Genomic DNA, 18,747 nt, shown 5'->3' with positions numbered 1-18,747 from the left:
TATTCACTCTCCTATCGTGTTCTGCCCTCTCTGTCGGCTGGATAAGCACCTTTATCCTCTGCTACAATTGCTGCAGATTCCATTCTGTCATCAGCTTCTCTTTCTTCCTCCGGTCCGCTCAGGTCTGCATCCACAGCCTTTGCGTTCTCAAGGTCAAGCTGGGCATTCAGTTTACACTGCCTAGCCAGCTTTTCTTCCAGTTCCTTGCTGTACGCAAATGGCTTGTCATACTCTGCCTTTGATGCTTCAAGGTCATTCTGGTACTGCTCAATCTTCTTTTCAAAGAAATCAATGTTCTCATGGAGTCCATTGAACAGGTTTTCCAGCTTCACCATGCTGCCGACAGGACTTGTGGAAAGCTCTGCTTTATACTCTGTCTTTCCACGAAGCACCATATAATTGATGCCAAGGAAGTTCTTTTCCACAAGCAGCTCAAATCCGTGGAATTTACCGATTACAGTTGTCTCTCCGGTCTTACATTTACTGATTGCTTCAAGCATCATCGTTCCGCCATCCACACGCTCTGTGTAAGTTACTTTGCCTATGGTAATGGCAAATTCCGGATTATCAATCAGCTCTTTATCCCTTGCCTTTACATCCTCTCTTACATTGGCAAGCTTTTCTGTTGCTGTCTTAATCAGCTTCGGATACTTAATCATAAAGTTATCCTGCAAGCCATATCTCTGATTGTCATAGGATGCCTTTAAGAGCTTTAATCTCTGGACATCATTGTCAATCTCCATCTTTTCCTTGATTAAAGGATTGCCTGTGGCAACCGCTTTAATCTCTGCATAGGAAAGTGTTGCCTCGTCGATATCCTCACAGCTTCGGCTTACAGCCTTGCTTGTCATGACCTGACTGATGAATCGCTGCTTATTTTCAACAAGCGACCAGTTGTATGCATCAAATGTCCCTTTGGTGACATATCTGTAGATTGCCACCTCTTCATTTTCATTACCCTGTCGTATGCCTCGTCCTTCCCTCTGTTCAATAGAAGAAGGCTTCCAAGGGCAATCCACATGATGCATTGCAACAAGGTGTGTCTGCACATTGACACCTGTTCCACACTTGTCCGTTGAACCGATAAGAACCTTCTTTTTACCTGTCCTCATCTCCTTAAAAAGTGCGTCCCTTTGTGCATCCGTCTTGGCATCATGAATAAAAGCTATCTCATCTGCCGGAATACCATACTGGATCAGTGTTTCTTTCAGATAATCGTAGATGGTAAAGTCCTTATCTGGTCCCGGTGTGCCGATGTCCGAAAAAATAAGCTGGCAGCCTATATGACCATCAGCATTTCCTTTCTCATATTCTTTCCATACATTCTCCGCTACCTTATTGAGTTTTCCATCCGGATTGTTCGGCGCATCCTTATCAATCAGTCTGGCATCCGTTCCAAGAAGTCTTGCCTCATGGGTAATCTTTAGAAAGTTATCCACGCTTGGATCAACTCCACCGCCTCTGATACGCTCTGCCCTCACAACAAAGTCTTCCATGACCTGCTTTACATACCAGTCAGGCTCCGACTCCACTATAATAGGCTTGCCGCCACGGAGAGCTGGCACATCAAGGTCAAGCATGTCTGCGGTCTGCACATCTGCTACCTCACGGAAGATATTCATAAGCTCCGGCAGATTCGTAAACTTATTAAATCTGCTCTTAAAACGAAATCCGCTTCCCTCTACAGTAAGCTCAAGTGCTGTTGTCACTTCACCAAAGTTTGCTGCCCAAGAATCAAAGTGATAAATCCCCATCTCTTCAAGTGCCGCTTTCTGTAAGTAAAGCTGCATGACATACATCTCACACATGGTATTGGATATTGGTGTACCTGTTGCAAACACAATACCCCTGCCATCATTTATCTCAGACAAATACTGGCATTTAAGCTGCATATCCGTTGACTTCTTAGCTCCGCTACTGCTGATACCTGACACATTATTCATCTTGGAAAAAATCGCAAGGTTCTTAAAATTATGTGCTTCGTCTACCATAATAGAATCTACACCCAGTTCCTCAAAGGTAATAAGGTCATCCTTCCTGCTCTCATCTGACAAGGATTTCAGCTGTTCCTCCAGTTTTTTCTTCTGGCTTTCCATCTGCTTTACAGTCCATCGCTCTCCGTTACGCTCCTTCATCTCATCAATCGCATAGCTGATTTCATCAATCTGCTCGTTAAGCATTCGCTCCTTTCTCTCTGCGGAGATTGGGATTTTCTCAAACTGTGAGTGTGACATGATGATACAGTCATAGTCACCAGTTGCAATCCTTGATACGAACTGCTTTCTGCGGCTTTTTTCAAAATCACGCTCCGTGGCAACTAAGATATTTGCTGACGGATAAAGCCTTAAAAACTCTGATGCCGTCTGACCGATAAGCGGCTTTGGTACAACCATGATTGTCTTATTGGCAAGTCCAAGTCTCTTCTGCTCCATGCAGGCAGCCATCATCTCAAATGACTTTCCGGCACCGACACAGTGTGCCAGCAGAGTATTTCCCCCAAGAAGAATTCTTGCCACCGCATTTTTCTGGTGTGGCTTTAACTCAATCGCCGGATTCATTCCCGGAAACTGTAAGTGACTTCCGTCATACTCACGCAGGCGGATGTTATTAAATGTCTCGTTGTAATACTCCACATATTTCTGTCTTCGCTCCGGCTCTGCAAACAGCCACTCCTTGAACTTCTCCTTGATCATGTTCTGCTTTTCCCTTGCAAGCATTGTCTCATTCTTATTGACTTCGTAATGATACCTGCCATCACCGTCATCAATCCTGTCCCTGACTGTTACTGTCTTTAGATTCAGCGTATCCTCAAAAATAGAATAAGCATCCATGCGGCTTGTACCATAGGTCTTAGTAGCCGCCACTGAATGCTTATCCATGCTTTTATTCTCGATGAACCATTCCATGCTCATCTTATTTAAGTGTACCTGAATGCCTGTATTGTAAAACTGGCTTCTGACTGCCCTTGCCCGTCTTGGTGTATTGAGAAGCTCATAGATAAACTGCTCATAATCAAGCGGCTCAATCCATGTCGTGCCAATCTTTACATCAATATCCGAGGCTTCAATCCACTCCGGCTGTACCTTTTCAAGTGCTGCCACATTGCCTGCAAATTTTTCTGCCTGCGGATTGCCTGTATCCGCTGCCATAGCCTTTGCTACACGAAGCTTGTCTCTCACATTGCCGGAAAGATACTCGTCTGCCGTCTCCCAGCCGATGTCGGGATTGTTCTCGTTGTAGCGGTCGGGATTTAGGAAAATCAATCCATCCAGCTCTTCCACAAGAACTGCCCTTCTAAGCTCTGCCAAAGCATCATCACTAAATGTTATCTCATCAGCTGTCTGCCCGGACTTTTCTGCAAGTTCTTCCTTTACATTAGTAATATCCGGCTCATAGATAGAGAGCATATAGGCAAGATTTACATATCCAAATTCATTGACGGATACATTCAATGCTTCCACAGCAGTCTCAACCCTGTCTATGACAGTCTTTGCCTTAATCGTCTGCTTATAAAACATATCCGCTTTTTTCACCTCCCCGTCTTCATTTACTTCTTCAAGACTGCAAAGAAGTGGGTAATCGCTGTCATCTCTGAAAGCTATTCTGTTTGCTTTTGAAGTAATGGCTCCATACTGCTTTACGAAGGCATCATATTTTACATTAAGAAGTCTCTGCTTATCAGAAAGCTCCTCCTCGCTGCAGCCATCCATCTGGATATCAATCAGATCTCTTGTTATCTGTCTGATTTCATCAAGGCTTCTGATTCGCTCCTCGGCAGTCTGTGATACTTCTTTTCTTACCATCTCGGAATTTTCCCTGTAATAGAGTTTTCCTTCAAAAAATGTGTAAGTGTAGTTTCTCACATCCGGATCAGCCGGGATAACTTCCTCCGTCTGCTCCGCCTCATCTGCCACTCTCTCAAAATCTGTCATCTGGGCTTTGATATTACCGATAGCTTTGTTTAATACTTCATACATATTGAAGTTCTCATCATCATTCACACAGACTGTATATCTGCTGTCCTGTCCGTAAATCCTTGTATCATATTTCATAGATCCAAGCATCATTTCCGGATGCTCTGCAAAATAAGAGTTGACTGCAATGCCATTCTCAGTCACACCAAGGTGTACCCAGTCCGGCTCAATATCAATCTTTCTCTCCCTCTTCTGCAGAAACAGGATATCTGCTGTCACTTCGGTTCCTGCATTATCTTTAAATGCAGTATTCGGAAGTCTTATCGCTCCCACAAGTTCTGCTCTTTCAGCCAGATACTTTCGGATAGTAGGATTTGCCTTATCAAGTGTTCCCTTTGTGGTAATCACCGCAACCATGCCTCCCGGTCTTACCTGGTCAAGTGCTTTTGCCAGAAAATAATCGTGGATACGGAAGTTATACTTGTTGTACTTTGGATCAAATACCTTGTAATCACCAAATGGCACATTTCCGACAACCACATCAAAGAAGTTATCCGGATATGTGGTATTCTCAAATCCTGTGATACTGATATTGGCATTCTGATAAAGCTGCTTTGCAATTCTTCCTGAAATGCTGTCAAGCTCCACCCCATACAGCTTACTTCTCTGCATAGGTGCCGGCATACTTCCAAAAAAGTTACCGATACCCATAGATGGCTCTAATACATTGCCGCCTCTGAAACCAAACTGGACAAGTGCCGAGTTCATGCACATGGCAATCTCCGGTGAAGTATAAAAGGCATTGTTTACTGTTGCCCTTGCAGCACTGTATTCCTCATCGGATAAAAGTTCTTTCAGCTCTGCATATTCTTTGCTCCAGCCTGCGTTTTCCTCGTCAAATGCCTGTGACAGTCCGCCCCATCCGACAAACTTCGACAGAACTTTCTGCTCCTCCGGTGTGGCAAGCCTGTTTTCTGATTCTATCTGCTTTAAAGTGCGGATTGCATCCATATTCCACTGATATCTGGTCTTGGCACCGCCTTTTTCCATTTCCCAGAGATTGTAGTGGAAGTTGTGTTTTTTCTGTACTGCATCATCTGAAACCACATGTCCATTCTCATCAATCTTGGTTTCCCAGCCATTCGCTATTGCTCTTTCCCTGGTTTCAAGACGGTTGGCTTTTACACTATCCTCGATATCAAAGAATCTCTTATAGACCGGATTCATCTTATCCCTGTCAGCCTTCTGTTTTGTCTCCTGATAATACTTCTTCTGGTCTTCTCCACAGTAAAATGGCTGTTTTACCATATAGGATAAAATCTCGTATAACTCACGCCAGTCGAGTGCACCTTCCTTACGCACACCATTCCTGTTCTTATAGCTGATCTTCACATAACCGCTTCTGATTGAGTACTCCACAAGACCATACTTATTGTTGGAATATGCCTTTCTTTCTGCATTATCTGTCCCTAATGCAATATCCCTGATAAGGTCAAGTTTATTGGGCATAAATGCAAAATCAGACTGCACCACATCCATAAGGAATGCCCTAAACGGAGTGTAGCAGCTGCAATCTGTTACAAGAATCTCCGCCACATCACGCAGGTCTTCATCAAGCTCTGCAATACGCTTGGCATAATCAATCGGTGTAATATACTGAAGCTCTGATGGATCTTTTTCAGTTGTTTCAGCTTCTATCTCTGCACCATATTCTGCCTGTGTTACCATGCGGTCTTCATCGGCAGTTTCCTGTGGTGTCATGCCTTTTGCACTTACATAATCTCTGTTAGAAGCATAGCTCTCCGGCTCATCCGGTATTGCATAATCATCAATCTCTGATTCTGCCTCCTCCGGTTCCACTTCCCGGTATTCGGCATCAATGACCTCATCATCCTCACGGAGTCCGTCCATCGCAAGCTCATCAATACGAGGTGTCTCAGGCTGGTATTCCCCTGTAAGAATAAGGACACCAAGCTCTTTTTCGATATCTTTCCACGAAACATATCCTTCAACCTCTCCATCCTCATCTCGCCACTGAAAACGCAGTCCATTCCCATGAAATGTGTCATATCCGTGCAGTCCCAGTCCGTCAACCGGCCAGCCTGCACCTCCCTGACCATATTCTGCTTTGATACGCTTTGCCCTGGTTCCTGCATCAATCTCAGTTTCAAAAATCTTGCATACCCTGCCCTTGCCACCGATAAAACCTGTACCTCTCATAAGCACCTGTTTGATATACTCACTTGGTACTGTTGCAGACTTTTTGGGATTCAGGTAATTGTATTTACCTGCTAATGCAGCTTTTCTGTCCTGCTCGAACTGACGCATAAACTGATTATTGTTTTCGTCCTCAGTATGAATAGTGCCAATGCTTGCCTGCCCATTCTGGTCGAAAAAAAAGGAAGCCTGTGTATATTCGGCTTCCTTACTAACACCCAATGAATTGATTTCATCAAGTTCCCTATTCAGTTCTGTATCATCTGATTCTAGTGGAATCGCATCACTATCTGATTCAGTACCACTTCCTCTGCCTGCATCTTCGCCTGCTCTCTTATCTTCCACATCTCCATTGTCGATGACGGATTCTGTGGCTTGTGCTTCGCCAGATACTGCATCTCTAACTGGTCGTACAGCTGGTTCGCTTCCTCCTCTACCGCTGACATCTTCTCGTACATCTTCCCGAATCTCATCAGCGTCTTGTATCTTGCCGGCTCGTTCTCCTTTAGATAGTTCATCGCCATCCTTCCGTATTTGCCCAGCTTCGTGAGATCCTCCGTCTCGTCCGGCATCTCTATCTGCGGATAAAGCAGTCCGTCCACTTCCTTGTAAGTCATTTCTTCTAACATATCCAATTCTCCTTTCGCTCTCGATTGCCTTTAAGTTACGACTAAATTCTCTAAGAACACTACAGGAGACATCGCATACAATGGAACCAAGACGGTAAATGATCTCTTCGTCTTTGATATTTACGATCTGACTAAAATCCTGTTCTTGCACAGATAAGTCAAATCCGCATCTCGTCCCTACAGCATACATGACACTTGCATATACAAGCTGCTCCATGTCCATTTCCTGCTGTAAGCCATTGCGTTTCTTACTTTCTTCCTTTATCACACTACCTGATAGCTGCATAAGTTCGGTCATTCGGTCTCCGAACTCTTCTTTTATTATAAGCCAAACATCTGTTCCTGTAAACTGTTTTAATATATTTTTTAGAGACTCCCTGTCGCTGTTATCGTACTGCTCAATCTGACCTTCTGACACAAGAAAATCCACATAATCCTTAAGATTTTCTCCCTCAAGGTCCCATGTCAGCTTAACATTCTTCCCTCCGGTATCACTGATATCAAAGATATATCTCATACGGGGATTCAGTGCCCTTGACGGGAAAATGGCACAGCCTTTCGCACCACGCTTTACATATCTTCCCACCTTTTTCCAGGTATCATAATCTGCCATAAGTGTGCTTCTCTCCGGAGATCTCTGAGCTGTTACCATAACGATATTGTCAAATTCATAGCGGTACAACTGACCTGCAACCTTTAAAACATCTTTCCAGTTCTTATCTGTTCTGGTGATGTTACCAATTTCAGAATCGTATATCGCTTTGACCTTCATATCAACGCCCATACCTTTGTCCTCCTCTACTTAAACATCTCTGCAAACAATCCCTTAAAGAGCTTTAACTCATCCTTATCCAGCTCGATTGCAAATTCATTGTCGATTGCCTGTTTTTCGCATTTATCCTTTTCCTTTGCAATCTTACGCACCACACGAAGAAGCACATAGCACTCCTTGGACTTTGCAATGCTCTGTTTAAAGGTCAGCTCATCCTCATCGACTGACTTCTGTGTCTGATAGATAATCTCTTTTAACTTATCATTGATACCATCTACTTCCTCAAGGGAAATAATAACGGATGCCTTAGAAGCACCCGATCTGTCCCACTCCTTATGAAGTTCCTTTACTAAAAACTCCATGTTCTTAATTACTGTTGTTGAATCACTTTTCATCTTGCTCTTCCTCCGTTTTCTTTTAATGAAGAAGGGAGCTGACTTTCGCTGATAGGTGCAAAATCAACTCCCTTCATGTCCTCTGCTCCAAGGACTATCTGCTCTGCATAATACATATCCATTGCCTTATTGATGGCATCGTCAAGCGACTCTGCCTTTACTTTCTGTACTCGTGAAAGCACTTCTTTTATCTCAACATCAAATTCCTGTTCCATATGATATCGCCTCCTGTAAAAATCTCATCACCGGCTCTTTTCTTCCTTTACCTGTCTTTCCTTAAAGCCTTCATCGTACTTTCCATCTTCCAGCCTGTCGTAAAAACAGTCCTCTTCAATCGTTCCAAAATCCTCATACATCTGGTGAAGGAAGTCATTCTGCAGCTTCTTTGGTACATCATCATCCTTTGACATATCCTGATAAAAATAGAACTTCTGCTTTAGCTTTGCCCTGTAATCATAGATATCCTCTATCTTTTCCGGTGTGCCATACTCCCTCTTGTATGCCTTGAAATTTGTAGTTGAAAGTGTGGAACCTAGATAAATGCCATGCTCCCACGATACCCCGATTGTGGTATTGTCCTTTGTAGGCTTCTCATCCTTCGGATAACGCTTATACTCTGTCGCACCAAGGGCGATTGTAAGGGAACCTGACTTCATATCCATCACCACAAGATTCCTTGGTGATAATGCTTCAAGCACCATGTAATCATGGTCATTGAAGTTATGAAATGTCTGTCCCCTTTCAAATGAGCGGTTCTCCATTTCATAATGCAGGTTAAAATCATCCACCCAGCCCTTATCGGTCATTCCAATCTCCTTAAGCTTTGCAACACATTCAGAAGAACTGGCTTCTTTATCAAACCGGAATTCTTTGGAATCGTTATAAAATCCCTGAAGAAAATGTCCGAGCTGAATATCATCCAGACAGAATCTCGCAGATACCGTTACATTTGCTGCCCTGTAATACTCTGTGAAGTTATCTGCTTCACCAAGTGTCCTTCCAAGCTGCAACAAATTTTCTGCAAGCTCTGACATATCATCAATTGCTATAAAACTCTTATAATCATCCAGAGTCATCAGCATATTTGTCTCTGTTCCCCTGTCGTTTTCTGTTACCAGTATCATATCTTTTAAATCCATTCTTACCTCCAGTCTCAGAGAGGGACTATGCCCTCTCTGCAAATTTCCTGTTATGGTCTTCCTATCACAACAATCTTTCCTGTGCTTGCCACATCCCTGTAGACCACACCAAGACTTTCATTAAGTGCCTCTACCACCTTGCCATTTCCGACATATACTGCCACATGGCTGATGTTCTTATATCTTCCATTGCTTGTAAAACTGTAAAAGATAAGGTCTCCCGGCTGTAACTCATCAAAGGAGACAGTCTTTCCGGCTTCATCAAGTCCCTGTGCCTCCGCTGCCGCTGTGGTTGCACCGCCATAACTAATATCCACGCCTGCATCTTTCCATGAATAATAGGCTAAGGAACTGCAGTCATAATAGTTACCGCTGTCTCTTAAATCCTGACTATAAGGAAAACCAACTCTGTGTAGTGCATAGGAGCAGACTGTTTTCTGCCTGCTGTCTGTAATTTCGTTTAGGATGGCATTGATTTCATCCTCAGTCATGGAGCTTACTCCCGGACTGCCGCCTCCACCTCCACTTCCGCTTCCGGCATATCCAAGCTGTCCCATAAACTCAGGACTCATGATCTGCTCAAGCATTTCCACCTGATCAGAATTAAATCCATAGACCGAAATCATATCCCTGTACGATTTTAGTGTGACATTCACATACAGAACCGACTTCGTGACAGTAGTTACATTACCGTCTGCATCTGTTTCTTCCACATCTTTTGTTCCTGTGCTTGTGGTGTATGAACACATATCATTTACAACTGCCTGCAGCCAGCCTTTTGAAGTCTCATTCATGACTGTTGCAGTATCTCCGACACCATGCTTGACCATATAGACAGCCATGATGTCATAGTAATTGCTTGGGTTTTCTTCCATACCTTCATAGTCCACATATACAAGCTCTCCAAGGTCATATCCGGTATGCTCATTCACTTTCGTATTCACATCCCGGTTAAATTCCTGCACATAAGCACTCGTTACTGTCTGCACGGTATCTCCTGATTCAAGTGGTGGCAGAAATAAAGCAAATGGAGAATTGTAAAGGATTGCTATCGCCGCAATAACCGGAACCGCAATCATGGCAACTACAAGAACAAGTAATAAAAGCACCAGTCCGACAATCGGTGCCGCTGCCTTTACCCAGGTAATCGCTTTTCGCACAATCAGATCCTTTACCAGCTTTGCCACGCTGTCTGTCTGATTCTCCTGTGCTTTCATCTTATCCAGAAAGAATTTTATCTTCCTGCTCCGGTTGGTCATCTTTTCATCCTTGACCTCTATGGACACACCTGCTGCATATCCAGCTGCTATGCCAATTGCAGTACCAACTCCCGGTGCAACCGCTGTTCCTGCCGCTGTAGCAGCTGTCTTTGAAGCAGTTTTCGCTGCAACCTTGGCAGTAGTCTTGGCTGTTTCTTTTGCCGTCTCTTTAGCTACGGTTTTGGCAGTATCTTTGGCAGCTTTCTTTGCTGTCTTTTTTGCCAGCTTCTTTCCTGCATCTACCTTCTTGATTCGCTTCTTTGCCTCGGCTGCCGCCTTTTTCCTGAAAAGTGCTGCACCCTTGGAAGCAGTTCCGGTAACAGGTCGGCTTGCTTCATATGCAAGATATGCTGCCTGCGATACCTCCTGACCACCTTCCACATGCTCCGTTACTGCCCCGGCTGCAAGTGCACCTGTTCTTCCTGCAATGTGAAGATTCGTGTTCTTGGTCTTGATGGAAGTGTTAGATTCTCTATAGTTTCGCTTAAATCTTGATAATCCTTTATTCTTCGACTCTGACTGATGAATGGTACTCTTGCGATATGACTTCTTTCTATCCGTATTAGTTACCTTTGCACCAGCTGTCTTAGGACCTCTCTCTACTGTATAGATGTTACTCCCCTTAATCTTGGCTCCCTTCGGTTCGTGGGCATGAATCTTGGCTTTCTCCTTGGTGTGAATGACCATCGGTTTGTCATCAACCTTTCTAATTTTCAATTTTCTCACCTCCTACTTTGAAAAATAAAATAAGCCGCTAGGGAGCAAAAATTACTCCTTAACGGCTATGTAAAATCATTCAATATTCAATTATTAAAAGCAACATGAAACTGAAATTTTACTTTTCCTTATATTCATCTGGTATTGCTATTTGAAATGTTTCACACAACAGCATCACATCATGCACATCATTTTTATCGTGTTCATATCCCAAATGAAGCATTACCTGACTCAATGGTTCAATACAAGAAACAGTTATATCTCCAACTTTTCCAATACCGGAAAAAGTTTTTGATGGAAATATATCTCCCTCATAAACAATTCCGTCATCTGTAAATTCAAAACAATGTAAATCAATGATTCTTTGTTTATCATCTTTCCAGACAGTATGACCATCCGTTGTATAATCAGTATTTACTTCCTCAAATCCATGCTGCTTAATCACATAAATATAATCATGATAATGTTTCAGTTCAACAAACAAATCAATATCATTGTGTATTCTTGATTCTCTTTTAAGAAGTGCATCAACACCCCATCCGCCATCTAAATATACTTTAATTTCGTTTTGCAAAGCATATTTTATAATTTCACATGCATCTTCTGTACGTACCATAATCTATCCTCCAAATTCAAATCTTTGTATGCTTTCCAACTCACTAAAAGCCTGAAATTTGTCAGTCTTTCATCCTTTTTGTTATCAATCACCAATTAGCTGTAATCCATTAGGATTTAGCTGATATATTTTATCGCACACCTCTTCAATATACTTTCTATCGTGAGAAATGCTAATGACAGCCCCCGGAAATTCTCGGAGCATTTTTCTTATTACCGGACCGGACAATGGTGAAAAATTTCTTGTCGGTTCATCCAGAATAAGAACATTTGCACCACTTAAGCTCATCCTCAAGAGAAGCACTTTCGCCTTTTGTCCGCCTGATAACTCCCGAATCGGATGCTCCATTTCATCTGGTGTGTATTTAAGTGAACCAAGGTATGTTCTAATTCTTGTACGCTCTTCTTTATCTCCTGTTTTATCAAGGTAATCAACCGGTGTAACATCCAAATCCAGCAGGTCTTCATAAGTTTGAGGCATATATTCTGCTTTAATGTCATTCCGATTTAGGAGTTCTTCCGCTATCTTTTTTAGAAGAGTCGTTTTTCCTGCCCCGTTGGCTCCTATCATACAGATTTTTTCTGAACCTTTTATTTTTAAATGAATTCCTTCTGCTAAAATTCTTTTGCCATCCGGAGTCACAAGCTTTGAAAGTTCATATTCTATGACCGTTTTTCCTGCGGGAATGTGTGAGTTTTCATCCCCTAATTTGACAAAGATTGCTTCTTCCTGTTCCGGCATCTGAGTCATATTTTCATCTTCTTTTTCAAATCTTCGTTCCATTGCCTTAACCGTATGCATTTTGTCCTTTAAGTTTTTGGCAACAGACGGTGCTTGTCTGGTACAACTTCTTAATGCACCTTGTACACTCTGCATAACTCTTTGATATTTTTCATCGCGAATCTTTTTCTCCCTACGGTCACTCAGTGCCCGCTGTTTTTGGATTTCAAATTTATGAAGCCGTTCTTCCACATAGCGTCTATAGGGAAGCTTTGCCACGGTATATCTCGCCTTTGTTTTTCGTATAATCTGCTCGATATGTATCACCATGTTGGCAGTACGCTCTATCAGCGTTTCATCGTGTGAAATAAAAAGCACAATGTGCTTCCAGTCATTTATGATTTTTTCCAGTAATGTAAGCGTCGCAATGTCGATGTCATTGGAAGGTTCGTCCAACAACAGCACAGAAACATCGCGAATGAAAAGCCTCATAAGTTGTGTCTTGACTTTTTCGCCTCCTGAAAGACTACCCATTGTCTGGTTACTGTAGAAAAAATCATTTTTCATTCCAAATTTTCCCGCAATAACAGACAATTCTTTAGGCGTTTTCTCCCAGAATATTTCCTCTTCAGAAAAATATTCGTATATTGTTTTTTCCTTATCTTCATCGAGCATCTCCTGCGGAAGATAACCAAGACGTTCGTGTCCCATTATCCTTTCCCCATCTGCTTCTATATAGTTTTCTACAAGCGACGGATTGTATATCCACTTCATTAATGTCGATTTCCCATTTCCCTCTTCTCCAATAATAACTGCCTTATCTCCATCATTTAGCACAAGGTTGAAATCATTAAGAATTATTCTCAGGTCTTTTTTATGTGTTAAATTTAATTTTTTTATCTGCAACATTAAAGTTTCTCCTTTTCGAAGTCTGAGCCAATTATTATTTTGAACACACAAAAACGAGTCTTTTTTGCATACGCAAAAATAGACTCGCTAAATAGACCCTTATTTCTTTTCCAAAAGGAAAACAAAGGAAATGCCTCTTGCGATAATCCAACTTAAGCGTACACAAAACAAACCTATTCTCTACAGGCTCAATAACTATATGTGTCTTACTTAAATCAAATTATCTATTAATCATTTCCTCACCTTACACAAAATGTGCCTTTCTTTCTTCTAATGGCAATACTATCATACTGTATTTTTTGTGTCAATACATTTCACCTTATGGAAGTGCAAATTCAAATTTTCTTTTCCCTAATAATTACAAATATTCCTTGGAAATTGCTTCCACACCATACATTTCCATAAATGCATCCAGGTCCGCTGCATCCCCAATCAACATATTCTCGTCAAAGTGTACGATAAGCATATCTTAAAATCCAGCCACATGTTCTCCGGTACAAATGATACATTTTAGAACTGCTTCCTTATTTATTTTTCATATCGAATCTTATATGCTTTCTTCTTAAAAATAGGGAATATCTAATTTATTATCATCAAGGTCGGACATTCATCCGACCTCTTGATTATACTATAGATTCTATAAAAATTCATCTGTTATCACTGCAGCATTGCTTCTTTTTTCTTCTGTTCCGCAATCTTCTCATGAATGTTGGTATTATACAGCCTGTACAAATCCGTATCCTTGCTGATCTGATTATCAAAGGGAATTACTACCGAACCACACTTAATAAGTCCCATTCCCGATGCAGTATTGGTTACGAATCTTAGCTGTGCCTCTGATACCCCGATAACTTCCGCCATCTTGGAACTGTCCGTATTTGCCTGCTTCAAAAGTGCCACAAACTCAGAGTTTGCAAGCATTGTGGTTGCTGTGTAATTCTGCAACAGATCGACGACATTCTGCGTGATACCTGTACAAAGACCTCCCTGCTTTCTTACTTTCTTCCAGAGCTGCTGCAGATATTTTGCAGAATACTCAGAATTAAGTAAGACGTGGAACTCATCAATATAGAGCCATGTTGCCTTGCCTCTCTTGCCATTCTCAACAATCCTGTTCTGAATAGACTCCATCATGACAAGCATTGTGATAGGACTAAGCTCTGTACCTAAGTCCCTGATGCCATATACTGTGAATCTGTTATCCACATCCACATTTGTCTGGTGATTGAAGATGTTAAGTGAACCATTTACGAAAAGCTCTAGTGACAATGCAATGTCCTTTGCCTCGTCCTCCGGCTGCGCCATAAGGATATCGTAAAAATCACTCATCACCGGGATATACTTCTCTTTGCTTCTTGCAATGTCGATATACAGCTTTCTCACGCAGCGGTCAATGATTGACTTCTGTCTTGAATTTAAGCTGTCTCCGATACACTGCTCACAAAGACCAAGCATAAACTCGCCTTTTTCTCTTACCATTCCCTTGGAATCATTCGGATCAAGGCTCCATACATCCATCTCCAGCGGATTCACATAGTTATCCGTGTAAGTGGACATATTTACCACTGTTCCACCATAAGTCTCAGCAATATCAAAGTATTCGTTCATTGGATCTATGACGATTATCTCATCATCTCCCGACAAGAATACGCTGCCCATTTCCATCTTACAGAAGAAGGATTTACCGGAACCCGGCACTCCGAAAACGAAGCCATTTCCGTTTATCAGCTTCTTTCTGTTACCGATATTCACATTCTTGCTGATCTGATTGATACCATAATAGTTCCCTGTGCTGTCATTTAATTCCTGCACATTGAATGGCATAAGCACCGCAAGTGACTGGGTAAGAAGGGTACGCATTGTCTCCACCTGTCTTACACCAATCGGAAGCGCTGTGTTGAGTGCCTCCCTCTGCTTTAAGTAGTGTGTATCAATCGTACAGCTGTTACGCTTTCCGATAGTCTCCACTGTCTCACAGACGCTATCAAGCTCTTTTTTGCTCTCTGCCATAAGAATAATAGTAACTCCCACGAAGAAAAGGCACTGGTCATTCTCACGAACATCATCCATGATTTCCTCAATCTCCTTTTTCTCCGTTCTCTTGGCATATGAAATTTCCGTAGAAAAGTCGTTATTCTTATTACGGACTCTCTGCTGCTTAATGATATCCGACTCAATACCAAGGTATTTCTTCTGAAGCACCTTTGTAGTCAAATCCTTAGGAACAGGCACCACATCAATGCTCGTGATGGAATGAACCGGAAGGGAAGTAATCTCATTGATAAATCTGTCTGACAAACTGCTCGGATACTTTTTGATAAAAAGTGCCTTGCAGAATTTACTCTCATCCTCAAAATGGTCCGGGAAATATTTCACCATCCCATTGCACAGATCATTTCTAAAATCTGCTCCGACCTTCTTTGCCTTTTTGATATCAAAATCAAAGCTGCCCTCATCTCCAAGATGATAATAATCATAGAGCACTTTCAGTCTCTCATTGCCATTAAGCGGAACAATCTCTGCCCCAAGCTCAATGAAAGCCTTGTGTATCGTTGCCTCAAGGGTAGCAAACTGTGCCTTTGCCTCCTCGAAGTTCTTTCTCTCAATCGTGATTGTCAGGTATCTCTCCTGCTCAATCCCCTGTCTGCCCTCAATAATCTTCTCCTCAATGATGTCATTGTAGATTCTTCTATAATTATTGAAGCCATCGTTTTTCTCAGCAATCAGAACCTTGTCACGGAGTTCATCCATGTTTTTGTTCTTATTGTTGATCGTAATCTTATAATTACAGTCCAGCGAATTTAGGAACTTGCAATACCTCTCGAAAATACCGATCTGCTCATCCTCCGTTGCTGTCGTGTAATTGATGTCCTGAAAGCGGTAGCATTTGGAATACTTATTTTTGCTCACTTCAAAAATGCCGTTTTCAGCCACCGCCATAATCTCTATGGTTTCCTGAATGGATTTAGGTGTCTTATACAAAGGCTCACTCGCCTTCTTTAATAACTTAAATCCGTCTGTAAATAAACCCATGTCTCTAACCTCGCTTTCTTATAATGAAAGCCCGCCGGGAACTTCACCCTGCGGGCTGTGTTCCCGACCTTGCGGTCAGATACTTTTTATCTAATGCATCGCCTTATATGCTGCAATACCAGCTGTTATCGCAACAATGACTGCGACAAGTCCAAGCAGCATGTTTCTCGTCTTTTTCTTCATCGCTTCAAACTCCTCCTGCTTCTTTACAACCGAATCAGCTGTTACAGTCTCCGGTTCAGCCTTTCTGCCTTTCTTCTTTATCTGTTCATTCTGCTCTGCTTCTAACTGCTTTATTGCAGGCTCTCCCTCTGTTGATACATAGGTAAATGCCCTGTTTCCAAACATAAAATGCAGTTTCTTTCCCATATACTCGTAGAAATTCATCCCATTAAAGGAATAGAATCCGCCAAGTGCAATCGGTGCCACACAGGGAATTGCCACATAAGCAGAACCCGTAAGACCGATATACTTGTAAAGAAGAAGGACGATACCGCCACCGACCACTACGCTTGCAATGGAAAATATAAGCTGCCTTGCAGTAAGTCCCATCGCAACCGATTCCTGATAGCGGTCTATATCCTTGTTTACTTCGATTACCATTGTCGCTGCCTCCTATCTTGATAAATCCTTTGTTTCCGGCTTTCTTGTCATTCCAATATTCGCCTCATACTTATCCATTCCATCCGGACACAGTTCCCTAAGCTTATCTACATTGAACAGATAAAGTGGATATTCGCAGAAACCGCTCCTCTGCGTGAATCCTGTAAACTCTCCAATGTCATTGTCTGTAATAAACTTTTCAATATCCGGCATGTCATTCACATTCAGATATCCGCAGTAATTTGGTGCTGCAACAGATAAATTCACTGTCACATCCCCAAAAGGCTCCTCATATCCATCTTCATTACACATAAGACCAATAAACATTGCCCTGTTATTCATATACTGCTGGATATCAAATGTCACCTGCGTTTCTCCGGTTATACTTGAATTATAAGTAACCTGTTTCTTTTCATTATCCATTTCTGCCTCCTTCTATAATCCAAATGCCTTGCTTGTAAGTGTCTGTGCACCCTTCACGCTTCCAACAGTCATTGCTATCGTAAATGTCATTTCACACAGATATATAAGTGTCTGTGCCCAGTCAGCGTAACTTCCTGTAAATGCCGGAAGTCCTGCATTGATAAATGCATTACATACCACAATTGCAAGTGCCATCGTTACTGCCTCGAATACACACGAAAGAAAATATTTGCAGTAGGTAGCCATTGTATGACTGACCATTCTGTTTCCTGCCATTGTGGAGCATGCAATCGCACCAAGCGGCACAATAATCAGTATCTTTAAGAACCTGAAATACACTGTGTAAATGATAAAGAATCCACAGATAATAATGATGATTGCAAGCAAAGCTGTAAGTATCAGCATTACCAGACTCTCACCAAATCCGAGTCCCTTAATGATGTCTGCCTGTGTACTGTCAATGGCAAGCTGCGTCGTTGTCCCGGCAGATATAAGTCCCACCAGATTTCCTATGGAAGTAAAAAACGCTTTCATAATCGTGACATTATTTGCAACAAACCATTCTGCAAGTCCCAGTCGGATAAGCATACGCAGGATTGATTCAAACCTCATCTCATCTTTTACATCTATGCTTTCCGAGCAGAAACCGATAACAAAGAACAGCACAACGAGGGAAGAGCCGACCGCTACAAAGACCGGCTCTATCCCCTCAATGACTGCCCAGGGACCTCCGCCCTTGAAACTGACCGGTGACTGTCCAAGCATTGCAAAGACCAGGGATATCTGATTGTTCCAAAACCCAAACACTGCCTCAAGAAGTGCAAGGATCTTGTCTCCAAGCTTAAAAATATCCATACTTGTTATTCACCTCTTTCCTTTTACTAAAAGGGGAAATGCATTTCCCCAATCTTAGAAGCCTAAGAATGTCAGTACTGTTGAAATACCAGCCATCATGACACCTGCTACAATTCCTTTCAGTGCAGAGTTCATGGTAGATGAATCCTGCTGCTGGTAGGCTTGTGCGAACTCCATAACATTCTTTGCAAGAATGATGACACCAACCGCACCAATGACTGCAATGATAAGTGTCTTTAAATTCTCAAGCGGCTGTGTTACTGCGGAAGTACCTGTACCTGCTGCAAAACAGGTAGTGCTCATAAGCATCACTCCCATAAGTGCTCCGGATAATGCCGGAACGAATCTCTTTTTTAAGTGAATGAATCTACTCTTCATGCCTTTCTCCTCCATCTGATTGTTGTTTGTTGTTGAAATAACCTGTTCTTTTCTCATGTTGTTTAATCTCCTTTTTTGAAGTGACAGAAGCGGAAAAAGCCAGAAAGGAATACACATATTCCAATCCGGCTAGCTTTCCGAACGGAATATATGCATTCCTTTCTGTCC

Annotated in this window: 12 protein-coding genes; all 12 read right to left on the bottom strand. The window is 42.2% G+C overall.

Annotated elements, in window-relative coordinates; all coding sequences use genetic code 11:
* Positions 1 to 11: 11 nt before the first annotated feature.
* Positions 12 to 7,544 (bottom strand): helicase-related protein, encoded by a 7,533-nt coding sequence (locus tag H9Q77_RS17010; RefSeq protein WP_330596027.1) that lies wholly within the window; start codon positions 7,542 to 7,544, stop codon positions 12 to 14.
* A gap of 14 nt (positions 7,545 to 7,558) precedes the next feature.
* Positions 7,559 to 7,927: a hypothetical protein gene (locus H9Q77_RS02600; RefSeq protein WP_106492169.1), complete on the bottom strand. Its 369-nt coding sequence runs from the start codon at positions 7,925 to 7,927 to the stop codon at positions 7,559 to 7,561.
* Positions 7,924 to 8,142: a DpnD/PcfM family protein gene (locus H9Q77_RS02595; protein ID WP_015567852.1), complete on the bottom strand. Its 219-nt coding sequence runs from the start codon at positions 8,140 to 8,142 to the stop codon at positions 7,924 to 7,926. The genes H9Q77_RS02600 and H9Q77_RS02595 overlap by 4 nt, the downstream gene beginning before the upstream one ends.
* Before the next feature lie 27 nt (positions 8,143 to 8,169).
* On the bottom strand, positions 8,170 to 9,066 hold the full coding sequence (locus H9Q77_RS02590; protein WP_117568848.1) for a hypothetical protein: 897 nt from the start codon (positions 9,064 to 9,066) through the stop codon (positions 8,170 to 8,172).
* Positions 9,067 to 9,116: 50 nt separating this feature from the next.
* Positions 9,117 to 11,012, bottom strand: a complete 1,896-nt coding sequence (locus tag H9Q77_RS02585) for a C40 family peptidase (protein WP_249327122.1) — start codon at positions 11,010 to 11,012, stop codon at positions 9,117 to 9,119.
* Between the two features lie 148 nt (positions 11,013 to 11,160).
* Complete coding sequence (locus H9Q77_RS02580; RefSeq protein WP_009247521.1) at positions 11,161 to 11,658, bottom strand: nucleotidyltransferase domain-containing protein; 498 nt, start codon at positions 11,656 to 11,658, stop codon at positions 11,161 to 11,163.
* A gap of 84 nt (positions 11,659 to 11,742) precedes the next feature.
* Positions 11,743 to 13,287, bottom strand: coding sequence for an ATP-binding cassette domain-containing protein (locus H9Q77_RS02575; RefSeq protein ID WP_009247522.1), 1,545 nt, complete (start codon positions 13,285 to 13,287; stop codon positions 11,743 to 11,745).
* Between the two features lie 657 nt (positions 13,288 to 13,944).
* The gene (locus tag H9Q77_RS02570) at positions 13,945 to 16,320 is read right to left on the bottom strand and encodes a VirB4-like conjugal transfer ATPase, CD1110 family (protein ID WP_055062574.1); all 2,376 of its coding nucleotides are present in this window, start codon (positions 16,318 to 16,320) and stop codon (positions 13,945 to 13,947) included.
* A 90-nt stretch (positions 16,321 to 16,410) separates the two neighbouring features.
* On the bottom strand, positions 16,411 to 16,923 hold the full coding sequence (locus H9Q77_RS02565; RefSeq protein ID WP_117874780.1) for a PrgI family protein: 513 nt from the start codon (positions 16,921 to 16,923) through the stop codon (positions 16,411 to 16,413).
* Between the two features lie 12 nt (positions 16,924 to 16,935).
* A complete protein-coding gene (locus tag H9Q77_RS02560; RefSeq protein ID WP_004611541.1) occupies positions 16,936 to 17,346 on the bottom strand; it encodes a DUF4313 domain-containing protein in 411 nt (136 codons plus the stop codon).
* Between the two features lie 12 nt (positions 17,347 to 17,358).
* Positions 17,359 to 18,201 (bottom strand): hypothetical protein, encoded by an 843-nt coding sequence (locus tag H9Q77_RS02555; RefSeq protein ID WP_008120647.1) that lies wholly within the window; start codon positions 18,199 to 18,201, stop codon positions 17,359 to 17,361.
* A gap of 54 nt (positions 18,202 to 18,255) precedes the next feature.
* Positions 18,256 to 18,636, bottom strand: a complete 381-nt coding sequence (locus tag H9Q77_RS02550; protein WP_040894197.1) for a hypothetical protein — start codon at positions 18,634 to 18,636, stop codon at positions 18,256 to 18,258.
* Positions 18,637 to 18,747 lie beyond the last annotated feature (111 nt).

The organism is Simiaoa sunii (genome assembly GCF_014337175.1).
Taxonomy (GTDB): Bacteria; Bacillota; Clostridia; order Lachnospirales; family Lachnospiraceae; genus Acetatifactor; species Acetatifactor intestinalis.
Note: the sequence above shows the minus strand (reverse complement) of the source record. Positions and strands in the feature narration are given on the sequence as shown.

What these genes read in the sequence shown, in the direction of transcription:
- H9Q77_RS02575 (WP_009247522.1), bottom strand. Translation starts at nt 13,287, where the DNA reads ATGTTGCAGATAAAAAAATTAAATTTAACACATAAAAAAGACCTGAGA.
- H9Q77_RS02570 (WP_055062574.1), bottom strand. Translation starts at nt 16,320, where the DNA reads ATGGGTTTATTTACAGACGGATTTAAGTTATTAAAGAAGGCGAGTGAG.
- H9Q77_RS02565 (WP_117874780.1), bottom strand. Translation starts at nt 16,923, where the DNA reads ATGGTAATCGAAGTAAACAAGGATATAGACCGCTATCAGGAATCGGTT.
- H9Q77_RS02600 (WP_106492169.1), bottom strand. Translation starts at nt 7,927, where the DNA reads ATGAAAAGTGATTCAACAACAGTAATTAAGAACATGGAGTTTTTAGTA.
- H9Q77_RS02560 (WP_004611541.1), bottom strand. Translation starts at nt 17,346, where the DNA reads ATGGATAATGAAAAGAAACAGGTTACTTATAATTCAAGTATAACCGGA.
- H9Q77_RS02580 (WP_009247521.1), bottom strand. Translation starts at nt 11,658, where the DNA reads ATGGTACGTACAGAAGATGCATGTGAAATTATAAAATATGCTTTGCAA.
- H9Q77_RS02550 (WP_040894197.1), bottom strand. Translation starts at nt 18,636, where the DNA reads ATGAGAAAAGAACAGGTTATTTCAACAACAAACAACAATCAGATGGAG.
- H9Q77_RS02595 (WP_015567852.1), bottom strand. Translation starts at nt 8,142, where the DNA reads ATGGAACAGGAATTTGATGTTGAGATAAAAGAAGTGCTTTCACGAGTA.
- H9Q77_RS17010 (WP_330596027.1), bottom strand. Translation starts at nt 7,544, where the DNA reads ATGGGCGTTGATATGAAGGTCAAAGCGATATACGATTCTGAAATTGGT.
- H9Q77_RS02585 (WP_249327122.1), bottom strand. Translation starts at nt 11,012, where the DNA reads ATGGTCATTCACACCAAGGAGAAAGCCAAGATTCATGCCCACGAACCG.
- H9Q77_RS02590 (WP_117568848.1), bottom strand. Translation starts at nt 9,066, where the DNA reads ATGGATTTAAAAGATATGATACTGGTAACAGAAAACGACAGGGGAACA.
- H9Q77_RS02555 (WP_008120647.1), bottom strand. Translation starts at nt 18,201, where the DNA reads ATGGATATTTTTAAGCTTGGAGACAAGATCCTTGCACTTCTTGAGGCA.